Origin of the sequence: Cupriavidus gilardii (genome assembly GCF_013347325.1) — a bacterium.
In the GTDB taxonomy this organism is placed as follows: Bacteria; Pseudomonadota; Gammaproteobacteria; order Burkholderiales; family Burkholderiaceae; genus Cupriavidus; species Cupriavidus gilardii.
The window spans coordinates 1004767-1028601 of sequence record NZ_CP054626.1 but is presented as its reverse complement, the minus strand read 5'-3'; the positions used below and the strand labels follow the sequence as shown (position 1 = coordinate 1028601).

General features: G+C 65.3%; 23 protein-coding genes and 1 tRNA gene. 1 reads left to right on the top strand and 23 read right to left on the bottom strand.

Annotation, left to right across the window (positions count from 1 at the left end):
- Window positions 1-10: 10 nt before the first annotated feature.
- The 14 genes from nuoF to FOB47_RS14840 form a co-directional block, all read right to left on the bottom strand.
- Window positions 11-1306 (bottom strand): NADH-quinone oxidoreductase subunit NuoF, encoded by a 1296-nt coding sequence (nuoF, locus tag FOB47_RS14905; protein ID WP_053821438.1) that lies wholly within the window; start codon window positions 1304-1306, stop codon window positions 11-13.
- A 1-nt stretch (window position 1307) separates the two neighbouring features.
- Window positions 1308-1808: an NADH-quinone oxidoreductase subunit NuoE gene (gene nuoE / locus FOB47_RS14900; protein ID WP_053821437.1), complete on the bottom strand. Its 501-nt coding sequence runs from the start codon at window positions 1806-1808 to the stop codon at window positions 1308-1310.
- Between the two features lie 165 nt (window positions 1809-1973).
- On the bottom strand, window positions 1974-3227 hold the full coding sequence (locus FOB47_RS14895; protein ID WP_053821436.1) for an NADH-quinone oxidoreductase subunit D: 1254 nt from the start codon (window positions 3225-3227) through the stop codon (window positions 1974-1976).
- A 19-nt stretch (window positions 3228-3246) separates the two neighbouring features.
- The gene (locus FOB47_RS14890) at window positions 3247-3846 is read right to left on the bottom strand and encodes an NADH-quinone oxidoreductase subunit C (protein ID WP_053821435.1); all 600 of its coding nucleotides are present in this window, start codon (window positions 3844-3846) and stop codon (window positions 3247-3249) included.
- 1 nt (window position 3847) lies between these two features.
- Window positions 3848-4330, bottom strand: a complete 483-nt coding sequence (locus FOB47_RS14885; protein ID WP_151023252.1) for a NuoB/complex I 20 kDa subunit family protein — start codon at window positions 4328-4330, stop codon at window positions 3848-3850.
- A gap of 6 nt (window positions 4331-4336) precedes the next feature.
- Window positions 4337-4696: an NADH-quinone oxidoreductase subunit A gene (locus FOB47_RS14880; protein ID WP_006576543.1), complete on the bottom strand. Its 360-nt coding sequence runs from the start codon at window positions 4694-4696 to the stop codon at window positions 4337-4339.
- A gap of 169 nt (window positions 4697-4865) precedes the next feature.
- Window positions 4866-4950, bottom strand: a tRNA-Leu gene (locus FOB47_RS14875).
- A 199-nt stretch (window positions 4951-5149) separates the two neighbouring features.
- Window positions 5150-5506, bottom strand: coding sequence for a preprotein translocase subunit SecG (gene secG / locus FOB47_RS14870; protein ID WP_174781429.1), 357 nt, complete (start codon window positions 5504-5506; stop codon window positions 5150-5152).
- Window positions 5507-5551: 45 nt separating this feature from the next.
- Complete coding sequence (gene tpiA / locus FOB47_RS14865; RefSeq protein ID WP_232963068.1) at window positions 5552-6259, bottom strand: triose-phosphate isomerase; 708 nt, start codon at window positions 6257-6259, stop codon at window positions 5552-5554.
- A 203-nt stretch (window positions 6260-6462) separates the two neighbouring features.
- Window positions 6463-6747 (bottom strand): hypothetical protein, encoded by a 285-nt coding sequence (locus FOB47_RS14860; RefSeq protein ID WP_006577038.1) that lies wholly within the window; start codon window positions 6745-6747, stop codon window positions 6463-6465.
- 157 nt (window positions 6748-6904) lie between these two features.
- Complete coding sequence (locus FOB47_RS14855) at window positions 6905-7915, bottom strand: NAD(P)H-quinone oxidoreductase (RefSeq protein ID WP_174781428.1); 1011 nt, start codon at window positions 7913-7915, stop codon at window positions 6905-6907.
- Window positions 7916-8126: 211 nt separating this feature from the next.
- Window positions 8127-10298 (bottom strand): polyribonucleotide nucleotidyltransferase, encoded by a 2172-nt coding sequence (pnp, locus tag FOB47_RS14850; RefSeq protein ID WP_174781427.1) that lies wholly within the window; start codon window positions 10296-10298, stop codon window positions 8127-8129.
- A gap of 519 nt (window positions 10299-10817) precedes the next feature.
- Complete coding sequence (gene rpsO, locus FOB47_RS14845; protein ID WP_006577035.1) at window positions 10818-11087, bottom strand: 30S ribosomal protein S15; 270 nt, start codon at window positions 11085-11087, stop codon at window positions 10818-10820.
- A 197-nt stretch (window positions 11088-11284) separates the two neighbouring features.
- Window positions 11285-12532 carry a branched-chain amino acid ABC transporter substrate-binding protein gene (locus FOB47_RS14840; protein ID WP_174781426.1) on the bottom strand — a complete coding sequence of 416 codons (1248 nt, stop codon included), beginning with the start codon at window positions 12530-12532 and terminating at the stop codon, window positions 11285-11287.
- A gap of 131 nt (window positions 12533-12663) precedes the next feature.
- On the opposite strand from FOB47_RS14840, the gene FOB47_RS14835 reads away from it, so the two are divergent.
- On the top strand, window positions 12664-13188 hold the full coding sequence (locus FOB47_RS14835) for a hypothetical protein (RefSeq protein WP_174781425.1): 525 nt from the start codon (window positions 12664-12666) through the stop codon (window positions 13186-13188).
- 22 nt (window positions 13189-13210) lie between these two features.
- Here the strand turns inward: FOB47_RS14835 and FOB47_RS14830 are convergent, their stop codons facing one another.
- The 9 genes from FOB47_RS14830 to FOB47_RS14790 all read right to left on the bottom strand — a co-directional run bounded on the left by FOB47_RS14830 (window position 13211) and on the right by FOB47_RS14790 (window position 23833).
- Window positions 13211-14485 (bottom strand): hypothetical protein, encoded by a 1275-nt coding sequence (locus FOB47_RS14830; RefSeq protein WP_174781424.1) that lies wholly within the window; start codon window positions 14483-14485, stop codon window positions 13211-13213.
- Between the two features lie 188 nt (window positions 14486-14673).
- The gene (locus tag FOB47_RS14825; RefSeq protein ID WP_174781215.1) at window positions 14674-15894 is read right to left on the bottom strand and encodes an ISL3 family transposase; all 1221 of its coding nucleotides are present in this window, start codon (window positions 15892-15894) and stop codon (window positions 14674-14676) included.
- A 170-nt stretch (window positions 15895-16064) separates the two neighbouring features.
- Entirely contained in the window at window positions 16065-17603 is a 1539-nt protein-coding gene (locus FOB47_RS14820) for a 2-isopropylmalate synthase (RefSeq protein ID WP_174781423.1), read from the bottom strand.
- Between the two features lie 364 nt (window positions 17604-17967).
- Complete coding sequence (gene lysM, locus FOB47_RS14815; RefSeq protein ID WP_174781422.1) at window positions 17968-18471, bottom strand: peptidoglycan-binding protein LysM; 504 nt, start codon at window positions 18469-18471, stop codon at window positions 17968-17970.
- 213 nt (window positions 18472-18684) lie between these two features.
- Complete coding sequence (gene pssA, locus FOB47_RS14810) at window positions 18685-19572, bottom strand: CDP-diacylglycerol--serine O-phosphatidyltransferase (RefSeq protein WP_053821426.1); 888 nt, start codon at window positions 19570-19572, stop codon at window positions 18685-18687.
- 26 nt (window positions 19573-19598) lie between these two features.
- Window positions 19599-20243, bottom strand: a complete 645-nt coding sequence (locus tag FOB47_RS14805) for a phosphatidylserine decarboxylase (RefSeq protein WP_174781421.1) — start codon at window positions 20241-20243, stop codon at window positions 19599-19601.
- A 194-nt stretch (window positions 20244-20437) separates the two neighbouring features.
- Window positions 20438-21454 (bottom strand): ketol-acid reductoisomerase, encoded by a 1017-nt coding sequence (gene ilvC / locus FOB47_RS14800; protein ID WP_006577028.1) that lies wholly within the window; start codon window positions 21452-21454, stop codon window positions 20438-20440.
- A 124-nt stretch (window positions 21455-21578) separates the two neighbouring features.
- Window positions 21579-22070, bottom strand: coding sequence for an acetolactate synthase small subunit (gene ilvN / locus FOB47_RS14795; RefSeq protein ID WP_006577027.1), 492 nt, complete (start codon window positions 22068-22070; stop codon window positions 21579-21581).
- Window positions 22070-23833: an acetolactate synthase 3 catalytic subunit gene (locus FOB47_RS14790; RefSeq protein WP_053821425.1), complete on the bottom strand. Its 1764-nt coding sequence runs from the start codon at window positions 23831-23833 to the stop codon at window positions 22070-22072. The genes ilvN and FOB47_RS14790 overlap by 1 nt, the downstream gene beginning before the upstream one ends.
- Between the last annotated feature and the right edge of the window lie 2 nt (window positions 23834-23835).

Below are 23835 nucleotides of genomic sequence, written 5' to 3'. Positions count from 1 at the left end.
TCTGCCACGCTTAGATGTAGGCCGGAACCATGCACTGCTTGTGTTCGACGTGATATTCGAACTCTTTCCAGTAGTGCTTGAGCATGCCGCGGACCGGCATCGCCGCCGCATCGCCGAGCGCGCAGATCGTGCGGCCCATGATGTTTTCGGCAACGTTGTTGAGCAGGTCCAGGTCTTCCTGGCGGCCTTCACCATGCTCGATGCGGTTCACCATGCGGTAGAGCCAGCCGGTGCCTTCGCGGCACGGCGTGCACTGGCCGCACGATTCTTCGAAGTAGAAATAGGACAGGCGCAGCAGCGAGCGAACCATGCAGCGCGTCTCGTCCATCACGATCACGGCGCCCGAGCCCAGCATCGAGCCGGCCTTGGCGATCGAGTCGTAATCCATGTCGGACGCCATCATCAGGTCGGCCGGCACCACCGGCGCCGACGAGCCGCCCGGGATCACCGCCTTGAGCTTCTTGCCGCCGCGCATGCCGCCGGCGAGCTCCAGCAGCGTCGCGAACGGCGTGCCGAGCGGGATCTCGTAGTTGCCGGGACGCTCGACGTCGCCCGAGACCGAGAAGATCTTGGTGCCGCCGTTGTTCGGCTTGCCCATCTTCAGGTAATTCTCGGGACCGACGGCCAGCAGGAACGGCACCGCGGCGAAGGTCTCGGTGTTGTTGATCGTGGTCGGCTTGCCGTACAGGCCGAAGCTGGCCGGGAACGGCGGCTTGAAGCGCGGCTGGCCCTTCTTGCCTTCCAGCGATTCGAGCAGCGCGGTTTCCTCGCCGCAGATGTACGCGCCATAGCCGTGATGGGCATGCAGCTGGAAGCTGAAGCCCGAGCCAAGGATGTTGTCGCCGAGGAAGCCGGCCGCGCGCGCCTCTTCGAGGGCTTCCTCGAAGATCTTGTATTCGTTCCAGATCTCGCCGTGGATGTAGTTGTAGCCCACGGTGATGCCCATCGCGTACGCCCCGATGGCCATGCCTTCGATCAGCGCGTGCGGGTTGTAGCGGATGATGTCGCGATCCTTGAACGTGCCCGGCTCGCCCTCGTCGGTATTGCAGACCAGGTACTTCTGGCCCGGGAACTGACGCGGCATGAAGCTCCACTTCAGGCCGGTGGGGAAGCCCGCACCGCCGCGGCCGCGCAGGCCCGAGGCCTTGACGTCGGCGATCACCTGCTCGGGCGGCACCTTCTCGGTCAGGATGCGCTTGAGCTGCTGATAGCCGCCGCGCTTGACGTAGTCTTCCAGATGCCAGTTCTTGCCATCCAGCCCGGCCAGGATCAGCGGCTGGATATGGCGGTCGTGCAGACAGGTCATATTACTTGTCCCCCTTGGCAGCGGCTTCGGCCTTGAGCTCGTCGACCAGTGCGTCGAGCTTGGCGTCGCTCATGAAGCTGCACATGCGGGTGTTGTTGACGATCATCACCGGGGCGTCGCCGCAGGCGCCCATGCACTCGCCTTCCTTCAGCGTGAAGGTGCCGCACGGGGTCGTCTCGTTGTAGTCGATGCCCAGCTTTCGCTTCAGGTAGTCGCCGGCGCGTTCGCCGCCGGACAGTGCGCAAGGCAGGTTGGTACAGACGGTCAGCTTGTAGCGGCCGACCGGCTTGGTGTCGTACATGTTGTAGAAGGTGGCCACTTCCTCCACCCACACCGGCGGCATGTCGAGGTACTTGGCCACGAATTCCATGACTTCCGGGGACACCCAGCCCACTTCGCCCTGCGCCACGGCCAATGCCGCCATCACGGCCGATTGCTTCTGGTCGGCCGGATACTTGGCGATCGCGCGATCGATTTCCTTGAGAGCTTCTGCTGATAGCATGGTCGTTGCCGTGGTGTTGCCTAATGCGCCGATTTACAAGCGAAACGCGCCAGCCGGTGGCGCGGTCCGCATCAGTTGCAGCCGTCGCTGCGTTGTCCTCGCAGGCATGAGCCCATGCCGGCTTGCCGCGGTCGGTCCGGATCGTCGTCCGGAGGCGGCACGTCGTTAGCGGTCGATCTCGCCGAACACGATGTCCTGCGTACCGATGATCGTCACCGCGTCCGCGATCATGTGGCCCTTGGCCATTTCGTCGAGCGCGGCCAGGTGGGCGAAGCCCGGTGCGCGGATCTTCAGACGGTACGGCTTGTTCGCGCCGTCGGAGATCGCGTAGATGCCAAACTCGCCCTTCGGGTGTTCCACCGCCGCGTAGGTCTCGCCCTCGGGCACGCGAATGCCTTCGGTGAAGAGCTTGAAATGGTGGATCAGCTCTTCCATGTTCGACTTCATGTCGACGCGCGACGGCGGCGTGACCTTGTGGTTGTCGCTCATCACCGGGCCCGGATTGCGGCGCAGCCAGTCGACACACTGCTTGATGATGCGGTTGGACTGGCGCATTTCTTCCACCCGCACCAGATAGCGCGAATAGCAGTCGCCGCCCACGCCGACCGGCACGTCGAAATCGACCTTGTCGTAGACCTCGTAGGGCTGCTTCTTGCGCAGGTCCCACTCGATCCCCGAGCCGCGCAGCATCGGGCCGGTGAAGCCCATCTGCAGCGCGCGCTCCGGGCTGACCACGCCAATGCCGACCAGGCGCTGCTTCCAGATCCGGTTGTCGGTCAGCAGCGTCTCGTACTCGTCGACGTACTTCGGAAAACGGTTGGTGAAATCCTCGATGAAGTCGAGCAGCGAGCCGGAGCGCGCCTCGTTCATCGCCTTGATTGCCCGCTCGTTGTGGACCTTGGACGCCTTGTATTGCGGCATCGTGTCAGGCAGGTCGCGGTAAACGCCGCCCGGACGATAGTAGGCCGCGTGCATCCGCGCCCCCGACACCGCCTCGTACATGTCGAACATGTCCTCGCGCTCGCGGAACGCGTACAGGAACACCGCCATGGCGCCCACGTCGAGCGCGTGCGAGCCGATCCACATCAGATGGTTCAGCAGACGCGTGATCTCGTCGAACATCACGCGGATGTACTGCGCGCGGATCGGCACGTCGATACCGACCAGCTTTTCGATCGCCATCACGTAGGCGTGTTCGTTGGCCATCATCGACACGTAGTCGAGACGGTCCATGTACGGCACGCTCTGGATCCAGGTCTTCTGCTCGGCCAGCTTCTCGGTGGCACGGTGCAGCAGGCCGATGTGCGGATCGGCGCGCTGGATCACCTCGCCGTCCAGCTCCAGCACCAGACGCAGCACGCCGTGCGCCGCCGGGTGCTGCGGACCGAAGTTCAGGGTGTAATTCTTGATATCTGCCATCGCGGGTTCTCAGTGCCGGTCAGTGCTTCAGGCCGCCGTAGTTTTCCTCGCGGATCACCCGTGGCGTCAGCTCGCGCGGTTCGATCGTGACCGGCTGATAGATGACGCGCTTCTGCTCGGGGTCGTAGCGCATCTCGACATAGCCGGACACCGGGAAGTCCTTGCGGAACGGATGGCCGACGAAACCGTAGTCGGTCAGGATGCGGCGCAGGTCCGGATGGCCTTCGAAGATGATCCCGTAGAAATCGAACGCCTCGCGCTCGAACCAGTTGACCGAGTTCCACACGTCGATCAGCGACGGGACCACCGGCATGTCGTCGTCCGGCGCGAACACACGGACGCGCAGGCGCCAGTTATGCGTCAGCGACAGCAGGTGCGAGACCGCGGCGAAACGCGGACCGTCCCAGGCACCGTCGCCATAGGTGGAATAGTCGACGCCGCACAGGTCGATCAGCTGCTCGAAACGCAGCGACGGATCGTCGCGCAGCACGCGGGCGACTTCGAGGTAGTCGTCGGCCTTGACGATCAGCGTCAGCTGGTCGAACGACTCCACCAGCTTGCCGATGCGATTGCCGAGCGCCTTCTCCAGCGCGGACTTCAGGGTATCGAGCTTGGCCATGTCAACCCTTGCGCGCGATGGTGTTGGTGCGGCGGATCTTGTTCTGCAGCTGGATGATGCCGTAGATCAGCGCTTCGGCCGTCGGTGGGCAGCCCGGCACGTAGATGTCGACCGGCACGATCCGGTCGCAACCGCGCACCACCGAATACGAGTAGTGATAGTAGCCGCCGCCGTTGGCGCACGAGCCCATCGAGATGACCCAGCGCGGCTCGGCCATCTGGTCGTACACCTTGCGCAGCGCGGGGGCCATCTTGTTGCACAGCGTGCCGGCCACGATCATCACGTCCGACTGGCGCGGCGACGGGCGGAAAATCACGCCGAAGCGGTCCATGTCATAGCGCGACGCGCCGGCATGCATCATTTCCACGGCACAGCAGGCCAGGCCGAAGGTCATCGGCCACAGCGACCCGGTGCGGGTCCAGTTGATCAGCTTGTCAGCGGTAGTCGTGACGAAGCCTTCGTTCAGAACGCCTTCGATTGCCATTTCACATCACTCCCAATCGAGCGCGCCCTTTTTCCAGATGTAGACGAAGCCCACGATGAATTCCAGCAGAAACACGCCCATGGCGATGAAACCCGGCCAGCCGATGTCCTGCAGGGCAACGCCCCACGGGAAAAGGAAAGCGGTTTCGAGATCGAACAGAATGAAAAGGATGGCGATCAGGTAATAGCGCACGTCGAACTTCATGCGCGCGTCCTCGAACGCCTCGAAGCCGCACTCGTAAGGCGAGAGCTTGGCGGCGTCGGGCTTGTTCGGACCCAGGATCCGGCCGATCGACATCAGCGCGAGGCCGAGCACCACGCCGAAGATGATGAAGACGAGAACGGGGAAATAGGCTTCGAGATTCAAGGTACGGCCAGCCTTATCTGGAATGTTGTCAACAGCACCAGCTGAAGCGGCGTCCTGTTGCCCACCCCAAGCGCCCAACGCCATTGCGCAGACATCACGGCGCCGCCTTGCGGACTGCCGGAGTCCCTCACCGGGGCATTGCCCGGGAGCAGACTCCGATCAAGTTGTTTGGTGCCGACGGCGAGACTCGAACTCGCACAGCTTTCGCCACTACCCCCTCAAGATAGCGTGTCTACCAATTTCACCACGTCGGCTGGGGGAGAAACAATATTGCCTGGCGCCGGGTTTCAAGCCCTTCGGATCGCTGGTTTTGCGGCCATTTTTGCTATTTGGCTGCGTCGCCAGGAACCGTCGCTGGGGAATCGTTTCAAGCCCTGCATTCTAACCCATGATCGCCACTTTGTTCAATGCACAAGTGCAAAATGTTCGGCAATCCCGGGCGCGAATGCCGGATTATTTCGGCACGGCAGGAGCGGCCGGCGCCGATGCGGCGGCGGCCGGCACCGAGGCAGCGGGCGCCGAGGCGGCCGGGGCCGGAGCGGCGCCCATCACGCCCAGCGAGGCGGACGGACGGTAGTTGCCCAGCAACGTCAGCGCCAGCGTGCAGACGAAGAACAGCGTGGCCAGGATCGCCGTCGTGCGCGACAGGAAGTTGGCCGAGCCGGTGGCGCCGAACAGGCTGCCCGAGGCGCCCGAGCCAAACGCCGCGCCGACGTCGGCGCCCTTGCCGTGCTGCAGCAGCACCAGCCCGATCACGCCCAGCGCCGACAGCACCTGCGCGACCATCAATAGAGTTTTCAGAATTGCCATGGATTCGATTCGCTTGCCTGATTCAGACGGTCGGTGCGGCCGGCATCAGGCGTTGCCGATCGCGAGAAAATCTTCGGATTTGAGGGAGGCGCCGCCGATCAGACCGCCGTCGATATCGGCCATCGAGAACAGCTCGGCCGCATTGTCCGGCTTGACGCTGCCGCCGTACAGGATCGCCATGCGCTGCGCCACGCCGGCGTCGCGCGCGGCGACCTGGGCGCGCAGGAAGGCGTGCACTGCCTGGGCCTGCTCCTTGCTGGCGGTCTTGCCGGTACCGATCGCCCAGACCGGCTCGTAGGCCAGCACCACGCGGCCCAATTGTTCCACCGACAGCGCTTCCAGCACGGCCTGCAGCTGCCTGCCGACCACGGCCTCGGTCTCGCCCGCTTCGCGCTGCGCCAGCGTCTCGCCGACGCAGATGACCGGCACGATGCCGAATTCGAGGGCCCGCAGCGCCTTGGCGGCGACGGCGGCATCGCTCTCGCCATGATAGGTGCGGCGCTCGGAATGACCGACCAGCACGTAGCTGACGCCGAACTCGGCCAGCATCGACGCCGCCACCTCGCCGGTGAAGGCGCCGCGCGCCTCGGCCGACACGTCCTGGGCGCCCCAGGCGACCGGGCTGCCCGCCAGCAACGCCTGGCACTGCGCCAGGTAGGGGAACGGCGCGCACACCGCGAGGCTCGCGCCCGACGTGACGCCGGCCTTGATACCGTTCAGCAGGGCCTCGTTGGCAGCCAGGCTGCCATGCATCTTCCAGTTGCCGATGACGAGCTTTTGTCTCACGAAAGCGCCTCTCAAAATCAAACCCGCAATTGTACCGCGCCGAGTACCCGGGCGCTACGACCGCGCGATACCCTGCGCCGCCGCATCACACCGCCAGGCGCGATCGCGCTGAAGCCCGGCGGCGCGGCGCGGCACGTTCCGCCAGCCTGACGCCGGGCAACGGCCGGCGCTCAAGGGGCCAGGCGTGCCGGCGCCTGGGCAGCCGCCCGCGCCTCCATCCGCTCCATCACCCTCTTCGACACGCGGTAGGAATGACAGGCCTCGACGCAGCAAATACAGGGAAAGAGGCAGCGCAGGCAACAGCATAGCCAGCCCCGCCACGTTCCCGCCCGCTCCAGCTCGGGCTGGACGAGCGCGGTCAACTCGTCGATATCCTGCTGCGTCAGCGCGCCGGGGTCCTCCGACGGCGACAGTTGCGGGCGAATGGTCTGGGGTGCGATTCGATTGGTCTGCATGGCAAGCTCCTTGGTAGTGACCGATGCCGGTATGGCCAAGGAAGTATTCGCCGCCAACTCGCCAGGACTGTCTCGTTGCCACCCCGATTTCAACTTCTGCCCCGCCGGGCGCGCATGCGAAAGAAAGCGGCCGGCCATCGCCCGGCCGCTTTGGCCATCAGCCTTGCCAGGTCAGCACGATCTTGCCGACGTGCTCGCTCGACTCCATCAGGCGATGGGCGTCGGCGGCCTGCGCGGCCGGGAAGACCTGGTGGATCACCGGCTTGATGCTGCCGTTGGCCAGCAGCGGCCACACATGTTCGTGCAGAGCCCGCGCGATCTCGCCCTTGAACGAGGCCGGGCGTGGCCGCAGCGTCGAGCCGGTGACGGTGATGCGTCGGCGCAGGATGTCGCCAAGCGGAATCTCCGCCTTGGCGCCGCCCAGCAGCGCGATGATCACGATGCGGCCATCGTCCGCGATGCACGACAGTTCGCGCGCCAGATACGGACCCGCCACCATGTCGAGGATCACGTCGACGCCGCGGCCGCCGGTCAGCGTCTTGACCTCGGCGGCGAAGTCCTGGGTCTTGTAGTTGATCGCGCGGTCGGCGCCGAGCTCCTCGCAGGCGCGGCACTTCTCGTCGCTGCCGGCGGTGACGAAGACCTTGTGGCCGAGCGCCTTGGCGATCTGGATCGCGGTGGTGCCGATACCGCTCGACCCGCCCTGGATCAGCAGCGTTTCTTCCTTGCCGCGCGGGCCGCGTCCGAGATAGCCGCGATCGAACACATTGCTCCACACGGTGAAGAAGGTCTCGGGCAAGGCCGCCGCCTCGATATCGCTCAAGCCCTGCGGCACCGGCAGGCACTGCGCCAGCGGCGCGGTGCACAGCTGCGCGTAGCCGCCGCCCTGCACCAGCGCGCAGACGCGGTCGCCCACTTTCAGGCCGAAGCGATTGTCCGGATGCGACAGGTCGCCGCCGACGACCTCGCCGGCCACCTCGAGCCCGGGCAGGTCGGACGCGCCCGGCGGCACCGGATAGTTGCCGGTGCGCTGGAACACGTCGGGCCGATTGATGCCGGCCGCGGCGACGCGGATCAGGACCTCACCGGGACCGGGCGCAGGATCGGGACGCTCGGTCAATCGCAACACGTCGGGGCCGCCGTATTCGCGGATCTCGATGGCTTGCATGCTGGCTCCTTGAAACTCGAAACCGCGCCTGGCGCGCGGCAGGGATGCGGAAAGGGAAAAAAGAAAGCGCGAACTGGCGCGCTTGCCCTGAGGGACTGGCGGCAGTGTAAACAAAAAAACGGCCGGGCATCGCCCAGCCGTTTTTCCATACGCCTTGCGCCTGACCGGGAAACCGTCGCTCCGCTTGCGCGGAACGGCGGCCCGGTTCGGCTTACTGCTGCTCGCCGCCGGCCGGTTCGGCCGGCGCCGCCGGTGCTTCGGCATTGGCCAGCGGAGCGATCGAACCGCCCTCCTCGGCCATCGCCGCCTTCAGCGACAGACGCAGGCGACCCTTCTCGTCGGCCTGGATCAGCTTGACGCGGACCTGCTGGCCTTCCTTCAGCCAGTCCTTGATGTCCTTGACGCGCTCGTTGACGATCTCCGAGATATGCAGCAGACCGTCCTTGCCCGGCAGGATGTTGACGATGGCGCCGAAGTCCAGCAGCTTCAGCACGGTGCCGTTGTAGATCTTGCCCACTTCGGCTTCCGCGGTGATGCCCTCGATGCGGCGCTTGGCCTCGGCCATGCCCTCGGTCGAGGTCGACGCGATCGTGATCGTGCCGTCTTCCTGGATGTCGATGGTCGTGCCGGTTTCCTTGGTCAGCGCCTGGATCGTCGAGCCGCCCTTGCCGATCACCTCGCGGATCTTGTCCGGGTGGATCTTCATCGTGATCATGCGCGGCGCGTGTTCCGACAGCTCGGTGCGCGCATGGCCCATCGCCTCCTGCATCTTCGACAGGATATGCAGGCGGCCTTCCTTGGCCTGCGCCAGCGCGACCTGCATGATTTCCTTGGTGATGCCCTGGACCTTGATGTCCATCTGCAGCGCGGTGATGCCGTTGTCGGTACCCGCCACCTTGAAGTCCATGTCGCCGAGGTGGTCCTCGTCGCCCAGGATGTCGGTCAGCACGGCGAACTTGTTGCCTTCCAGGATCAGGCCCATGGCCACGCCGGCCACGTGCGCCTTGACCGGAACGCCGGCGTCCATCAGCGCCAGGCAGCCGCCGCAGACCGAAGCCATCGACGACGAACCGTTCGACTCGGTGATTTCCGACACCAGGCGGATCGTGTAGGCGAACTCGTCCTCGGCCGGCAGCACCGGAATCAGCGCGCGCTTGGCCAGACGTCCGTGCCCGATCTCGCGGCGCTTGGGCGAACCGACGCGGCCGGTCTCGCCGGTTGCGAACGGGGGCATGTTGTAGTGGAGCATGAAGCGATCGCGGTATTCGCCGGCCAGCGCGTCGATGATCTGCTCGTCGCTCTTGGTGCCCAGCGTGGCCACCACCAGCGCCTGCGTCTCGCCGCGGGTGAACAGCGCCGAGCCGTGCGCGCGCGGCAGCACCGACGAACGGATCTCGATCGGACGCACGGTGCGGGTGTCGCGGCCGTCGATGCGCGGCTCGCCGGCCAGCACCTGGCCACGGACGATCTTCGCTTCCAGATCGAACAGGATGTTGCCGACCTCGACCTTGTCGAACTCGACGCCGGCCTCGGCCAGACGGGCCTCCACCGCGGCGTAGGCTTCCTTGACCTTCTGCGAGCGGGCCGACTTCTGACGGATCTGATAGGCCTCCTGCAGCAGCGGCGAGCCGACCTCGGCCACCTTGGCGATCAGCGCCTCGTTCTTCGGCGCCGGAGCCCAGTTCCACTCGGGCTTGCCGCCTTCGCGCACCAGCTCGTGGATCGCGTTGATCGCGACCTGCATCTGTTCGTGGCCGTAGACCACGGCGCCCAGCATCACCTCTTCGGACAGCTGGTTGGCTTCCGATTCGACCATCAGCACGGCACGCTCGGTGCCGGCGACCACCAGGTCCAGCTCGGAGCTTGCCAGCTGGCTGCGGGTCGGGTTCAGCAGGTACTGGCCGTTCTGGTAGCCGACGCGCGCGGCGCCGACGGGACCGTTGAACGGAATGCCCGAGACCGCAAGCGCGGCCGAGGCACCGATCAGCGCCGGGATATCGGCCGGTACTTCGGGGTTCAGCGAGACGACGTGGACGACCACCTGCACGTCGTTATAGAAGCCCTCCGGAAACAGCGGACGCAGCGGACGATCGATCAGGCGCGAGGTCAGCGTCTCGTTCTCCGACGGACGGCCTTCGCGCTTGAAGAAGCCGCCCGGGATCTTGCCGGCGGCATAGGTCTTCTCGATGTAGTCGACCGTCAGCGGGAAGAAATCCTGGCCCGGCTTGGGCTGCTTGGCGGCCACCACGGTGGCCAGCACCACGGTGTCCTCGACATCGACGAGCACCGCGCCGCCGGCCTGGCGGGCGATTTCGCCGGTTTCCATGCGGACCGTATGCTGGCCCCACTGGAATTGCTTGACGACCTTGTTGAACATGGACATGAGCGTTCCCCTTTGTGCTTGCACGGCGACGGGCCAAATGCCCGCCGGCGTGCCGGCGCCCGCGTGATGCAGCCGCGGGCATTGCTGCCGGATCGCTGTCAGGCGCGGTCGCAGGGAAGTGCTATGCCATTCCAGCGCGTCACCGTGGCGGCCGCAGCGATCAAGGTCAAACGATCGCTGCCGATATCCGATGAGGCGCTGGAATGACACAAAGCCCTGGTTCCTTGCCGGACTCCGGTGTCATGAATGAAAAGAACGATTCAACTTACTCCGTTGCACATCGTGGTGCAACGGCAACGGTGTCCGGCCTGGCCGGCCACCCGCGGCGCAATCGGATTGCCGGCATTCGCCGGCTTGGCCAATCGGCCGCGCAAAAACAAAATGCCTGCATCAGCAGTGCTGACGCAGGCATCCTGGCGTCACGCCGGGGCGTACGGTGCGAGGACCGACATTGCCGACCATGCCGGCATCGGCATCGCCATCCTCGTCCCTTCCCCGATCCGAGCAGCCTGGCGCAATTTACTTGCGCAGACCCAGCTTCTCGATCAGCGCGCGATAACGATCGGCGTCGTTCGACTTCAGGTAGTCCAGCAGGCGGCGACGACGGCTCACCATGCGCAGCAGACCGCGGCGGCTGTGGTGATCCTTCATGTTGGCCTTGAAGTGCGGGGTCAGTTCGTTGATGCGCGAGGTCAGCAGAGCGACCTGGACTTCGGGGCTGCCGGTGTCGTTGGCGCCACGGGCGAACTGCTTGATGACTTCGGACTTGTTGATATCGGCTACGGACATGATGTTTCCTTTCACTTGCGAACGTCGCAGCGCCAGGGCCGCGAACGTCGTGCGGGATAAAAATGCGGCTGGTGCCGCACACTGCATTGCCGCCGGACGCGCCCGCGTTGCCGCGAGTGCCGCCTGAACGACAGCCGCGCATTATAGCGCAACTGGAGTTGCCGGGCAAAAGCGCCCGGGCCGGGGCCTGCGCGGGCCTACGGGCGCTCCATCTTGCAGGTCGTGGCGCGCGTGGTCTGGGCCGCCTTCAGCCGCTTGACCGTGCGGAAGCCGAATCCCGAACCTTCGTTGTCGAAGCGCACGTCCCCGCCCTGGCGCTCCATCATCGACACATAAAGGGGCTGCAGCACCTGGTGGTCGTCCGCGCGCACGGTGGCGTCGTGGAAGTCGTTGACGTAACGCATACCCTCCAGCGCCCGCGCGACCTTGGCCGCATCGGTGGAACCGGCCTGTTCGATCGCCCTTGCCAGCATCTCGACCATCATCTGCATGCGCAGATGCACGTAGTCGTCCTTCGGCTCGGGATAGCGGTTGCGGAAGGCCTGATAGAAGGCGTCGGAGGCGGCGCCGCCGACGTTCGGGTGCCACTCGGCCACCGCCAGCACGCGGCCCACGCCGGCATCGCCCATCGCGGCCGGGGCACCGAGGCCATTGCCGTAGAAGGTATAGAACTTGGCGCCCAGCCCGCCCTCGCGCGCCGCCTTGACCATCAGCGTCAGGTCGTTGCCCCAGTTGCCCGTGATCACCGCGTCGGCGCCGCTGGCCTTGATCTTGGCGATATATGGCGCGAAGTCCTTGATCTTGCCGATTGGATGGAATTCGTCGCCGACGATCTTCACGTCCGGCCGCTTGGCCGCCAGCATGTCCCGCGCAAGCCGCGAAACCTGATGACCGAAGCTGTAGTCCTGCGCGATCAGGTAGACACGGCGCACGCTGGCGTCGGCACGGATCACCTCGGTCAGCGCCTCCATCCGCATGTCGGCGCCGGCATCGAAGCGGAAATGCCAGAAGCTGCAGTTCTCGTTGGTCAGTGCCGGATCGACCGCCGAGTAGTTCATGAACAGCACGCGCGCATCGGGCTGGCGCGCGTTGTGCCGGTTCACCGCGCCGACCAGCGCCGCGGCGACCGCCGAGCTGTTCCCCTGCAACACGAACGGAATGCGGCGGTCCACCAGCGCGCGGAACTGGATCAGGCTCTCGTCGACATTGCCCTTGCTGTCGAAAGTGACCAGCTCCAGCGGGCGCTGCCCTTCGGCGGTGCGCACGCCGCCGCGCGCGTTGACCCGATCGATCGCAAGCCGCAGATTGCGCACCACCGCTTCGCCGGCATTGGCGAACGGCCCCGACAACCCGTCGATCATGCCGAGCCGGATCGGCTCCTGCGCCGATGCCGCGCCCGCCGCCAGGGCCAACAGGCAAGCCCCCAGCCACCCCTTCACAACCATCGATCGACCTCCGCGAAAGCGCAGCATGGTAAGGCAGCGCTCACCACCTTGCAATCGCGCCGGCGCTGCGATGCGGCGCCTGCGGCGCTACACTGCCGCTATTCCGTTGCCATGAAGGATCGAGGATCGCAATGAATGCACTGAAGAGCATTGGCCGCTGGCTGGCGCTGGGCGTGGCGGGCGCGCTGTTGACGGCCTGCGTCATCCTGCAGCCCGTACAGGAGGCGCAGAAACTGATCGGCGCGCCGGAGAGCACGGTGCGCGCGACCTTCGGCGAGCCGACCGACATCTTCCGGCTCGACGACGGCACCGTGCGCTGGATCTATTCGAAGCAGCCACTGGGGCGCCAGGCCTATGCGGCCGACTTCGATGGCAGCGGCAAGCTGACGCGCTTCCGCCAGATGTTGACCACCACCGAGCTGTACAAGGCGCGGATCGGCACCTGGACCAAGCGCGACGTCGCCGAGCATTTCGGCCTGCCGCGCGAGCCGACGCAGTACTTTCCGCTGATGCGCCGCGATGTCTGGTCGTACCGCTTCCTGCACGAGGAGAACTGGCCGTCGCTGTTCCACTTCTATTTCGACGATGCCGGCGTGCTGCGGCAGACCCAGATCACCCCCGATCCGCTGGCCGATCCGCGGGAAACGATCCGCTAGGCACCGTGCCGCCTGGTGCGGCTCAGTGCCGGCCATGGCGCGCTGGCAACGTGGGCGGCGGCACCAGCCGGCTGCGCGAACATCCCGGCATGCCCCTGGCCGGCTCGAGGTCCATCGCACACTCGCGGGTTGCCGGCGGCTCGCCACCGTGCTTGCGAACGATGTCGAGCACCCAGGCATCGGCCGGTCGGGCCTGGACCCTTGCTTGCGCGCAATCCCATATCGTCTGCCCGGCCCGGTTGCGTCGCTCGGCAAAACGCGGGCCCGCGCTCCCGGTGTTTTCCGAGTCTGTCTTTGCCGCCTGCTGCAGGAAGCGCAGCACCGATGCCCTGTCGCCATGGAGTACGGCAAGGTGGACCGGGGTATTGCCGTAGTAGTCGGAGGCGAAGATGCGCGGGGTGGTCTCTCCCCCTTCTGTCGCCCCCGCTCCCGCGTTGGCGACACCGGCCCCGCGGCATTCGAGCGCCTCGATGGCGATCTTCATGAACAGCGAATCGAGCACCGGGCCGGTCGCGAGTCTTGGGTCGCGCGCGACGTGGTGCAGCACGGTGCTGGCGTCATCGTCGAAGCGCTCCAACGCGCTGCCGTCGTATCGCAGGAATTGCATGACGGCCTCGGGCGAGGCGATCCGGCCGCGAAAGATGTCATGAACGTCGGACGGATTCTGCCTGTCGAGCCCGCGCATCAGTTTCAAGCGGTCGGCCTCGATCGATTCGCGCTTCGCCTTGACCTCGTCCGCCGGCAGCAGGCAGCGGAGCTCGTGAAGCAACCGCCGTTCGTCCCGCCATTCCCGCCGGCCCGAACTTCCCAGGCAGCGAAGCCAGTTCCACAGGGCCTTCAATGCGGGCCAGCGAGATTCGCTGACGGTCGCCCATGCCGCCTTGCCGCGCCGGTCGACGACGACGGTGAAGCGCTTTGAGCAGGCGCGCCCATGCACTTGCAGCAAGCCGCCCGCGGCCACGTGTTCCAGCGCCGCGTTCCGGCCGACGGTGTCATAGGGATGCAGTCGAGCCAGATCGACAGCGCTGACCACGCCCGCGCGCAACTGCCCGGCCAGGCTTTCGGCCAGCGTCCTTTCCTCGCGACGATCCCGCCGCGACGCAGCACACCAATTGGACAGGCACTGCAGATGGGGAGCGGCGTACTGCCTGTCCCAGTTGAAGCGATAACAGCGATCCCCAACGATCAATGGGGATCCCAGAGCGATGCGCTGCTTGTCCGGCTCCCCGAGCGTCTTGATCTGTTTCACATCCAGCACCGTGCATGGCACGGCAAACTCACTGACTGCCAACGACATCGACATTCCTCAACCAAGGGTCACAAACCAGCCACCAAACCACCGAATACATGCCCATGCATTCGTGGCGAATCGTGGCCGCGATGTTCGTCGAGTCATTGCCGGCCCGCTTCCAGCTTTCATGGCCACATTGCGTTTTGTGGCATGTACGACAGCCAGGCTGCTGCGCGGCACCCATAAAAAACGGTTCATCGAGGAATACCGGGGAAGGCAGCGCGGATTTTGAGGAAGAAGTACTCCTCATCGCGATAGCCGTAAGCGCGCCGCTTGATGACCTTGATGGTGTTATTGATGCCTTCGACGACGCTGGTGTTCAGCGGGTGCCGGCACCGGGCCACAATGCCGTGCCAGTAGCCGCTCAAGCGATGGGCGAACTGCTGTAACGGACCAATACCGCTTTGCTGCGCTTGCTCAAACCAGTTGTGCCATGCCCGCTGCGCCCATCCCGGGCGGCGGTAGAACCACAGCCGCTTGAGTTCGTCGCGCAGGATGTAGACCGTCATCAACGGTCGGTTCGCAGCCAACACCTCGTTCAGATGAATGGCCTGACCCTCGCTCAGATTGGCCCGATTGCGCAGCAGCAGCCAACGCGTCGACTTCAGAACGCGTCGGGCCGGCCTGTCGTGGCGTAGCCGATTGGCTTGATCGACCCGAACCCGATCAATGACCTCGCGTCCATATTTGGCCACGATATGGAACAAGTCATAGACGACTTCGGCCTGCGGGCAATGCTCGCGGATCTCGAGTTCATATGCCGTCGTCATGTCGATGGCAACCGCTTCAATCCGCTCTGCCGCGCCCGCTGGCAGTTGCTCGAAGAAGGCGCGCGCCGTCTCGCGTGAACGGCCCTTGCCAATCCACAGCACCTGCCGGCCGATCGGGTCCACGACGACCGTGGCGTAGCGGTGGCCCTTATGCAGCGCAAATTCGTCCATCGCCAGATAGCGGATGTTGGCCCAGTCCGGCTCCGTCACCGCCTCGCGCAAGCGCGCCTTGTCGATGGACTTGATCGTGTGCCACCCAAGCTCATAGAACGCGGCGACAGCGCGCACCGAGCAGTCGCGCAACAGTCGACCACAAGCCTCGGCCAGGCGCGCTGTCACGCGCTGATAGCGCCCGAGCCAATCCAGGCGCTCCAGCCGCGGGCCGCCACATTGATCACACCAGACACGCCGGCGCGGCACGTGTAGAACGACGCGATAGTCGAAAATCGGCAGGTCTCGTACCCGCCGAACGGTGGTCTCGTGTACCTGCTTGCAGCGCGCACCGCATTCCTGGCAGTGCATGACCTTGCTGGTCGGCTTCAGATAAAGCGATAGCGTCCGACTGTCGCCTTCGGGCCAGACTACCCGCTCAAGACGGTATCCGGTCCAGCAACCCAGCGCCTGCAACGTCTTCCGATCCAGCATTCCCGCTCCTGACCCCTGAAATAACAGGCATCAAGCATACGAAAAACCAGAACCCTTCACGGAATTCTGCGAAGAACCTAAAAAACGCCGGCGGTCCGTGAGTCGAAGCTCACGAACCACCGGCGTTGCGCCTGCGTCGGCCGGCGGGTTCTCCCGTCCCCGCGCTGCGATCAGATCTGCGGATTGATCTTCTGCACCGCCTTGTCGTGCAGCTTGTTCAACGCGGCCAGGTAGGCCTTGGCCGAGGCCGCGACGATGTCCGGATCGGTGCCGACGCCATTGACGATGCGGCCGGCCTTGGACAGCCGCACCGTGACCTCGCCCTGCGCCTGGGTGCCGGTGGTGATCGCGTTGACCGAATACAGCACCAGCTCGGCGCCGCTGTTCACCTTGCCTTCGATCGCGTGCAGCGTGGCATCGACCGGGCCGTTGCCCTCGCCCTCGCCGGTGCACTCCTGGCCATCCATGTTGAACACCACGCGCGCATGCGGCCGCTCGCCGGTTTCCGAGCGCTGCGACAGCGAGATGAAGCGATAGTGTTCGTTGGCATCATGGGCCTCGTCCGAAACGATGGCCATGATGTCTTCGTCGAAGATCTCCGCCTTCTGGTCGGCCAGCTCCTTGAAGCGGGCGAAGGCGGCATTGACCTCGCTCTCGCTGTCGAGCTCGATGCCCAGTTCCTGCAGGCGCTGCTTGAACGCGTTGCGGCCCGACAGCTTGCCGAGCACGATCTTGTTCGCGGTCCAGCCCACGTCCTCGGCCCGCATGATCTCGTAGGTGTCACGCGCCTTCAGCACCCCATCCTGATGGATGCCCGAGGCGTGTGCGAACGCGTTGGCGCCGACCACGGCCTTGTTCGGCTGCACCACGAAACCGGTGATCTGCGAGACCAGCTTCGAGGCCGGCACGATCTGCGTGGTATCGACGCCCACATCGAGGTTGAAGTAGTCGCGCCGGGTCTTGACCGCCATCACCACCTCTTCGAGGCTGGTGTTGCCGGCACGCTCGCCCAGGCCGTTGATCGTGCATTCGATCTGGCGCGCGCCGCCGAGCTTGACCGCGGCCAGCGAGTTCGCCACCGCCATGCCGAGATCGTTATGGCAGTGCACCGACCACACCGCCTTGTCCGAATTCGGAATGCGCTCGCGCACCGAGCGGATCAGCGCGGCATAGCCTTCGGGCACCGCATAGCCGACCGTGTCCGGCAGGTTGATCGTGGTCGCGCCCTCGTCGATCACGGCCTCCAGCACGCGGCACAGGAAGTCCATGTCGGAGCGGCTGCCGTCTTCCGGCGAGAACTCGATGTCGTCGGTGAACTGGCGCGCGAAACGCACCGCCAGCCGCGCCTGCTCGTAGACCTGGTCCGGCGTCATGCGCAGCTTCTTTTCCATATGCAGCGCCGAGGTCGCGATGAAGGTATGGATGCGGAAGGAATTCGCGGGCGTGAGCGCCTCGGCGGCACGGGCGATGTCCTTGTCGTTGGCGCGGGCCAGCGAGCAGATGGTCGAGTCCTTGACGGTCTGCGCGATCGCGCGGATCGCCTCGAAGTCGCCGTTCGAGCTGGCGGCGAAGCCGGCCTCGATCACATCGACCTTCAGGCGCTCGAGCTGGCGCGCGATGCGGATCTTCTCCTCGCGCGTCATCGAGGCGCCGGGCGACTGCTCGCCGTCGCGCAACGTGGTATCGAAAATGATCAGTTTGTCCGACATGGAAAACGCTCCTGGGGAATAAGTGCTCGAACGGGTTTCGGCGGTTTCTGTTCCGGTGCCCCGCTGCCTGCCAGTCGCATCGTCGCCGCTCGCTGCGGCCCAATGCAAAACGCCCCGGCGTGCAGGGATGCAGGCCGGGGCGTGGATAAATCCTGTGCGACTTCGCGTGAGGCTATCGCTTCCTCAGCGCGCGCGCGTCCCGACCTGGCTGCCTAGTAGGCTACCTAGCAGGGTACGGGCGAGTCTGGCTTGGCGCGAAATCATGGCAGCGAATATAGCCGAGATGGCAACGACGCGCAACACGCGGGTTTTCCCCAGCGGCCGCGCGGCTGCGCCCCGCGCAACGCGGGGCTCGTGCAAGCGGTCAGGGCTGGGGCGGAATGCGCAGCTTCTGGCCCGGATAGATCTTGTCCGGGTGCGACAGCATCGGCCGGTTGGCCTCGAAGATCGCGTTGTAGGCGTTGGCCTTGCCGTAGTACTTCTGCGCGATCGCCGACAGCGTGTCGCCCTTGGCCACGGTGTGCCATTGCGCCGATTCAGACTCGACATTGACCGACATCTTGTCCTCGACCTGCTCGACGCCTTCGACGTTGCCGCAGCACAGGATGATCTTCTCGCGCGTGGCCTGGTCCGGCGCCACGCCGAACACCGTGACCTTGCCCTGGGCGCCGTCGACCTGCACCGACAGCCCGGTCGCGTCGAGACCCATCTTGCGGATGTAGTTCTCGATCGCTTCGCCGGCGGTGCGGTTGGCCGCCTCGGCCTGCTGCGCGGCATCGGCGGGCGCGGCCTGGGCCGGCTCGGCGGCCTTGGCTTCGCGGCCGAACAGCTTCTCGCCTGCTTCCTTGATGAAATCCAGCACGCTCATGGGATTCTCCTTGTTTCAGTGGCAAGTCGGTAGCCGATCGCGGCTACGCGGCGGGCCGCCATGCCTTCGCGGCATGACGCCTCGGCAACATACCGCGAATTGGACGGACATCACAAGCGGGGAATCGCAAGCAAACGCAAAAACAAAAAAGGCGCCGAAGCGCCTTTCCCGTTCATCAAATCGACATCCGCGGCTGCTCCGCGCGGCCCGGCGTCAATCCGAGCCGCCCGCCTGAGAGCGCGCCACGGCGCCCCGCTCGCCATGCATCGCGCGCCAGCCCCACAGCACGTAGCCGGAGATCGCATAGCCGACGAACAGCCCGAACAGCGCCACCGGCGGATCGCTGGACACCACCACGAACAGCACCATCACCAGGATCATCACGCCGAAGGAGACGCGATGACGCACGTCGAGGGCCTTGCCGCTGTAGAACGGCGCATTCGTGACCATCGACAGCCCGGCATACAGCGTGATCGCGAACGCCACCCACGGCATCCACAGTTCGCGCACCGGCAGCTTGTTGTCGATCGCCAGCCAGACGAAGCCGGCTACCAGCGCCGCCGCGGCCGGGCTCGGCAGGCCCTGGAAGAAGCGCTTGTCGATCACGCCGATATTGGCGTTGAAGCGCGCCAGACGCAACGCGGCGCAGGTGCAATAGACGAAGGCCGCGATCCAGCCCCACTTGCCGAGGTCCTTCAGGATCCATTCGTACATCACCAGCGCCGGCGCGACGCCGAACGAAGTCATGTCGGACAGCGAATCGTACTGCTCGCCGAAGGCGCTCTGCGTGTTGGTGATGCGGGCCACGCGGCCGTCCATGCCGTCGAGCACCATCGCCGCGAAGATCGCGATCGCGGCGACATCGAAGCGCATGTTCATCGCCTGCACGATCGCGAAGAAGCCGGCGAACAGCGCGGCCGTGGTGAAGGCGTTCGGCAGCAGGTAGATGCCGCGCCGGCGCGGCCGCACGTATTCGACCTCGAGCTCGTCGTCGTCCGCCGGATCGATCTCGGCGCCCCGCATCTGGTTATGGCGGAACGGCCGCAGATGGGTCACGTTGCCGCCGATCACGCGCTTGTTGCGACGATTGAATGCACCCATGCCGAATCTCCTCGATCGCTCGTGGCTCAATCCAGCTCGGCGAGGATCGTCGACGAAGCCGAAACCTTCTCGCCGATCGTCACGCGCGGCCGGGCGTCGAGCGGCAGATAGACGTCGACGCGCGAGCCGAAGCGGATGAAGCCGTAGCGCTGCCCGCGCGCGACCGTGTCGCCGACGCGCGTATAGCAAAGAATGCGCCGCGCGATCAGGCCGGCGACCTGCACCAGCGTGACGACCTTGTCGTCGCCGGCGCGGCGGATCACCACCGCGTTGCGTTCGTTCTCGGTCGAGGCCTTGTCCAGGTCGGCGTTGACGAACTGGCCGGGGAAATAGTCGATCTTCTCGACGGTGCCGTCGACCGACACGCGGTTCGAATGCACGTTGAACACGTTCATGAACACGCTGATCTTCAGCGCCTCGCGGCCGACGTAGGGATCCTGGGTCTTCTCGACCGCGACGATGCGTCCGTCGGCCGGCGCCAGCACCGCATTGGGCTGGGTCGGGATCGGCCGCGGCGGATCGCGGAAGAACTGCAGCACGAACACCGTGATGATCCAGAGCGGCAGCGCCCACCAGAATCCCGCGCTGGCATGCACCAGCAGCGAGATGACAAAAGCGCCGGCCAGGAACGGCCAGCCTTCACGGGCGATCAGCGGATGGGGATAGTTCATGCAGGTGGGAAAGAGGTCAATGGGGGTCAGTCAAGTCTGACAAGGATAACAAAAAGCCGCCCAGCCCTCGCCCGTTTCCCTCGGCGGACCATGGTCTGGCCATGGCGACCGCCTCCGGTGGGGACGGAAGGCTGAACGGCTGCAGGGCGCAGGCCGCGCCAGCCGGCAACCCGGCGGCGCGGCGTTCGGCACGCTTAGTTCTTGGACTGGTCGACCAGCTTGTTCTTGGCGATCCAGGGCATCATCGCGCGCAGCTTGGCACCCACTTCCTCGATCTGGTGCTCGGCGGTCAGGCGGCGGCGCGAGATCAGCGTCGGCGCGCCGGCCTTGTTTTCGAGCAGGAAGCTCTTGGCGTATTCGCCGGTCTGGATGTCCTTCAGGCACTGCTTCATGGCCTTCTTGGTCTCCTCGGTGACGACGCGCGGGCCGGTCACGTATTCGCCGTACTCGGCGTTGTTGGAGATCGAGTAGTTCATGTTGGCGATGCCGCCTTCATAGATCAGGTCGACGATCAGCTTGAGCTCGTGCAGGCACTCGAAGTAGGCCATTTCCGGCGCGTAGCCGGCTTCGACCAGCGTCTCGAAACCGGCCTTGATCAGCTCGACGGTACCGCCACACAGCACGGCCTGCTCGCCGAACAGGTCGGTCTCGGTCTCTTCGCGGAAATTGGTCTCGATGATGCCGGCACGGCCGCCGCCGTTGGCGGTGGCGTACGACAGCGCGATGTCGCGGGCGGCGCCCGACTTGTTCTGGTGCACCGCGATCAGGTGCGGCACGCCGCCGCCCTGGCTGTAGGTCGAACGCACGGTGTGGCCCGGGGCCTTCGGCGCGATCATGATCACGTCGAGGTCGGCGCGCGGGATCACCGCGCCGTAGTGCACGTTGAAGCCGTGGGCGAAGGCCAGCGCGGCACCTTCCTTGATGTTGTCGTGCACTTCGTTCTTGTAGACGTCGGCGATCTGCTCGTCCGGCAGCAGGATCATGACCACGTCGGCGTCCTTGACAGCCTCGGCCACTTCCTTGACCTGCAGGCCGGCGTTGACGGCCTTGTTCCACGACGCGCCGTTCTTGCGCAGGCCGACCGTCACCTTGACGCCCGAGTCGTTCAGGTTCAGCGCGTGGGCGTGGCCCTGCGAGCCGTAGCCGATGATGGTGACGTTCTTGCCCTTGATCAGGGACAGGTCGGCATCCTTGTCGTAAAACACTTTCATGATGATTCCTTCGCTCTTTTTCCGATGTTGGGAGTCGACGACGCGCCGCGCATGTCATGGGCGCCGGCGCGCCGCCGTCGATACTGCAATGGGGTGGGGTGGGTTGCCGCGCGAGAGACCGGCGTCAGACCTTCAGGATGCGCTCGCCGCGGCCGATTCCCGAGCCGCCGGTACGGACGGTCTCCAGGATCGCGCTGCGGTCGATCGCATCGAGGAAGGCATCGAGCTTGCTGCCGTTGCCGGTCAGCTCGATCGTGTAGGTCTTCTCGGTGACGTCGATGACCCGGCCGCGGAAGATGTCCGCGGTGCGTTTCATTTCCTCGCGCTCCTTGCCGACCGCGCGCACCTTGACGAGCATCAGCTCGCGCTCGATATGCGCGCCCTCGGTCAGGTCGACCACCTTGACCACCTCGACCAGCCGGTTCAGATGCTTGGTGATCTGTTCGATCACGTCATCCGAGCCGGTCGTCACGATCGTCATCCGCGACAGCGAGGCATCCTCGGTGGGCGCCACGGTCAGCGTCTCGATGTTGTAGCCGCGCGCCGAGAACAGCCCCACCACGCGCGACAGCGCGCCCGGTTCGTTCTCCAGCAGGACCGAAATGATGTGTCGCATCACAGGTCCTCCGCGCCGAGCAGCATTTCCGAAATGCCCTTGCCAGCCTGCACCATCGGCCAGACGTTTTCGGTCGGGTCGGTCTGGAAGTCCAGGAACACGGTGCGGTCCTTCAGGCGGAAGGCTTCGCGCAGCGCCGGCTCGACGTCGGCGGTCTTCTCGATGCGCATGCCGACGTGGCCATAGGCCTCGGCCAGCTTGACGAAGTCGGGCAACGCGTCCATGTAGGAATGCGAGTAGCGGTTGTCGTACTCGATCTCCTGCCACTGGCGCACCATGCCCAGGTAGCGGTTGTTCAGCGCGCAGATCTTGACCGGGGTGTCGTACTGCAGGCAGGTCGACAGTTCCTGGATGCACATCTGGATCGAGCCCTCGCCGGTCACGGTGACGACCTCCTTGTCCGGGAACGCCTTCTTGATGCCCATCGCGTACGGCAGGCCCACGCCCATCGTGCCGAGGCCGCCGGAGTTGATCCAGCGGCGCGGCTGGTCGAACTTGTAGAACTGCGCGGCCCACATCTGGTGCTGGCCCACGTCCGAGCAGACGAAGGCATCGCCGCCGGTCAGTTCCCAGATCTTCTCGATCACGTACTGCGGCTTGATGATCTCGGAATTGCGGTCGTACTTCAGGCAGTCGACCGAGCGCCATTGCTCGATCTGCTCCCACCAGCGCGACAGCGCTTCGCGGCGGGGCTTGACGTCGCTGGCCTGCAGCTGCGCGATCAGTTCCTGCAGCACGTCCTTGACGTTGCCGACGATCGGGATGTCGACCTTGACCCGCTTCGAGATCGACGAGGGATCGATGTCGATATGGATGATCTTGCGCGGCTGCGAGGTGAAGTGCGCCGGATTGCCGATCACGCGGTCGTCGAAGCGCGCCCCGATCGCGATCAGCACGTCGCAGTTCTGCATCGCCATGTTGGCTTCGTAGGTGCCGTGCATGCCGAGCATGCCGACGAACTGCTTGCTGGTGCCGGGGAACGCGCCCAGGCCCATCAGCGTGTTGGTGACCGGATGGCCGGTCAGCGCGGCCAGCTGGCGCAGCTCGTCGCTGGCATTGGCCAGCACCACGCCGCCGCCCGAATAGATCAGCGGCCGCTCGGCGCTCTGCAGCAGCGCCAATGCCTTGCGGATCTGACCCGAATGCCCCTTGTTGACGGGGTTGTACGAGCGCATGTCGATCGCTTTCGGGTACTCGTAGCGGCAGGCATTGCGCGACACGTCCTTCGGGATGTCGACCACCACCGGACCAGGTCGGCCGGTCGCGGCGATGTAGAAGGCCTTCTTGATGGTCGCCGCCAGATCGCGCACGTCCTTGACCAGGAAGTTGTGCTTGACCACCGGGCGCGTGATGCCGACCGTGTCGCACTCCTGGAAGGCATCCTGGCCGATCGCGTGGGTCGGCACGTTGCCGGTGATCACCACCATCGGAATCGAGTCCAGATAGGCGGTGGCGATGCCGGTGACGGCATTGGTCACGCCGGGACCCGAGGTCACCAGCGCGCAGCCCACCTTGCCGGTCGCGCGCGCATAGCCGTCCGCGGCGTGGACCGCGGCCTGCTCGTGGCGCACCAGGATGTGCTCGATTTTCTTTTGCTTGTACAGCTCGTCGTAGATATACAGCACTGCGCCGCCGGGATAACCCCAGACGTATTCGACGCCTTCTTCGGCAAGTGCGTGGACGAGGATTTCCGCCCCGATCATTTCGGGTGCGGCGGATGAATTGCTGTCGGCGTGGGAGAATTCCGCGCTGGGCATGTTCATGT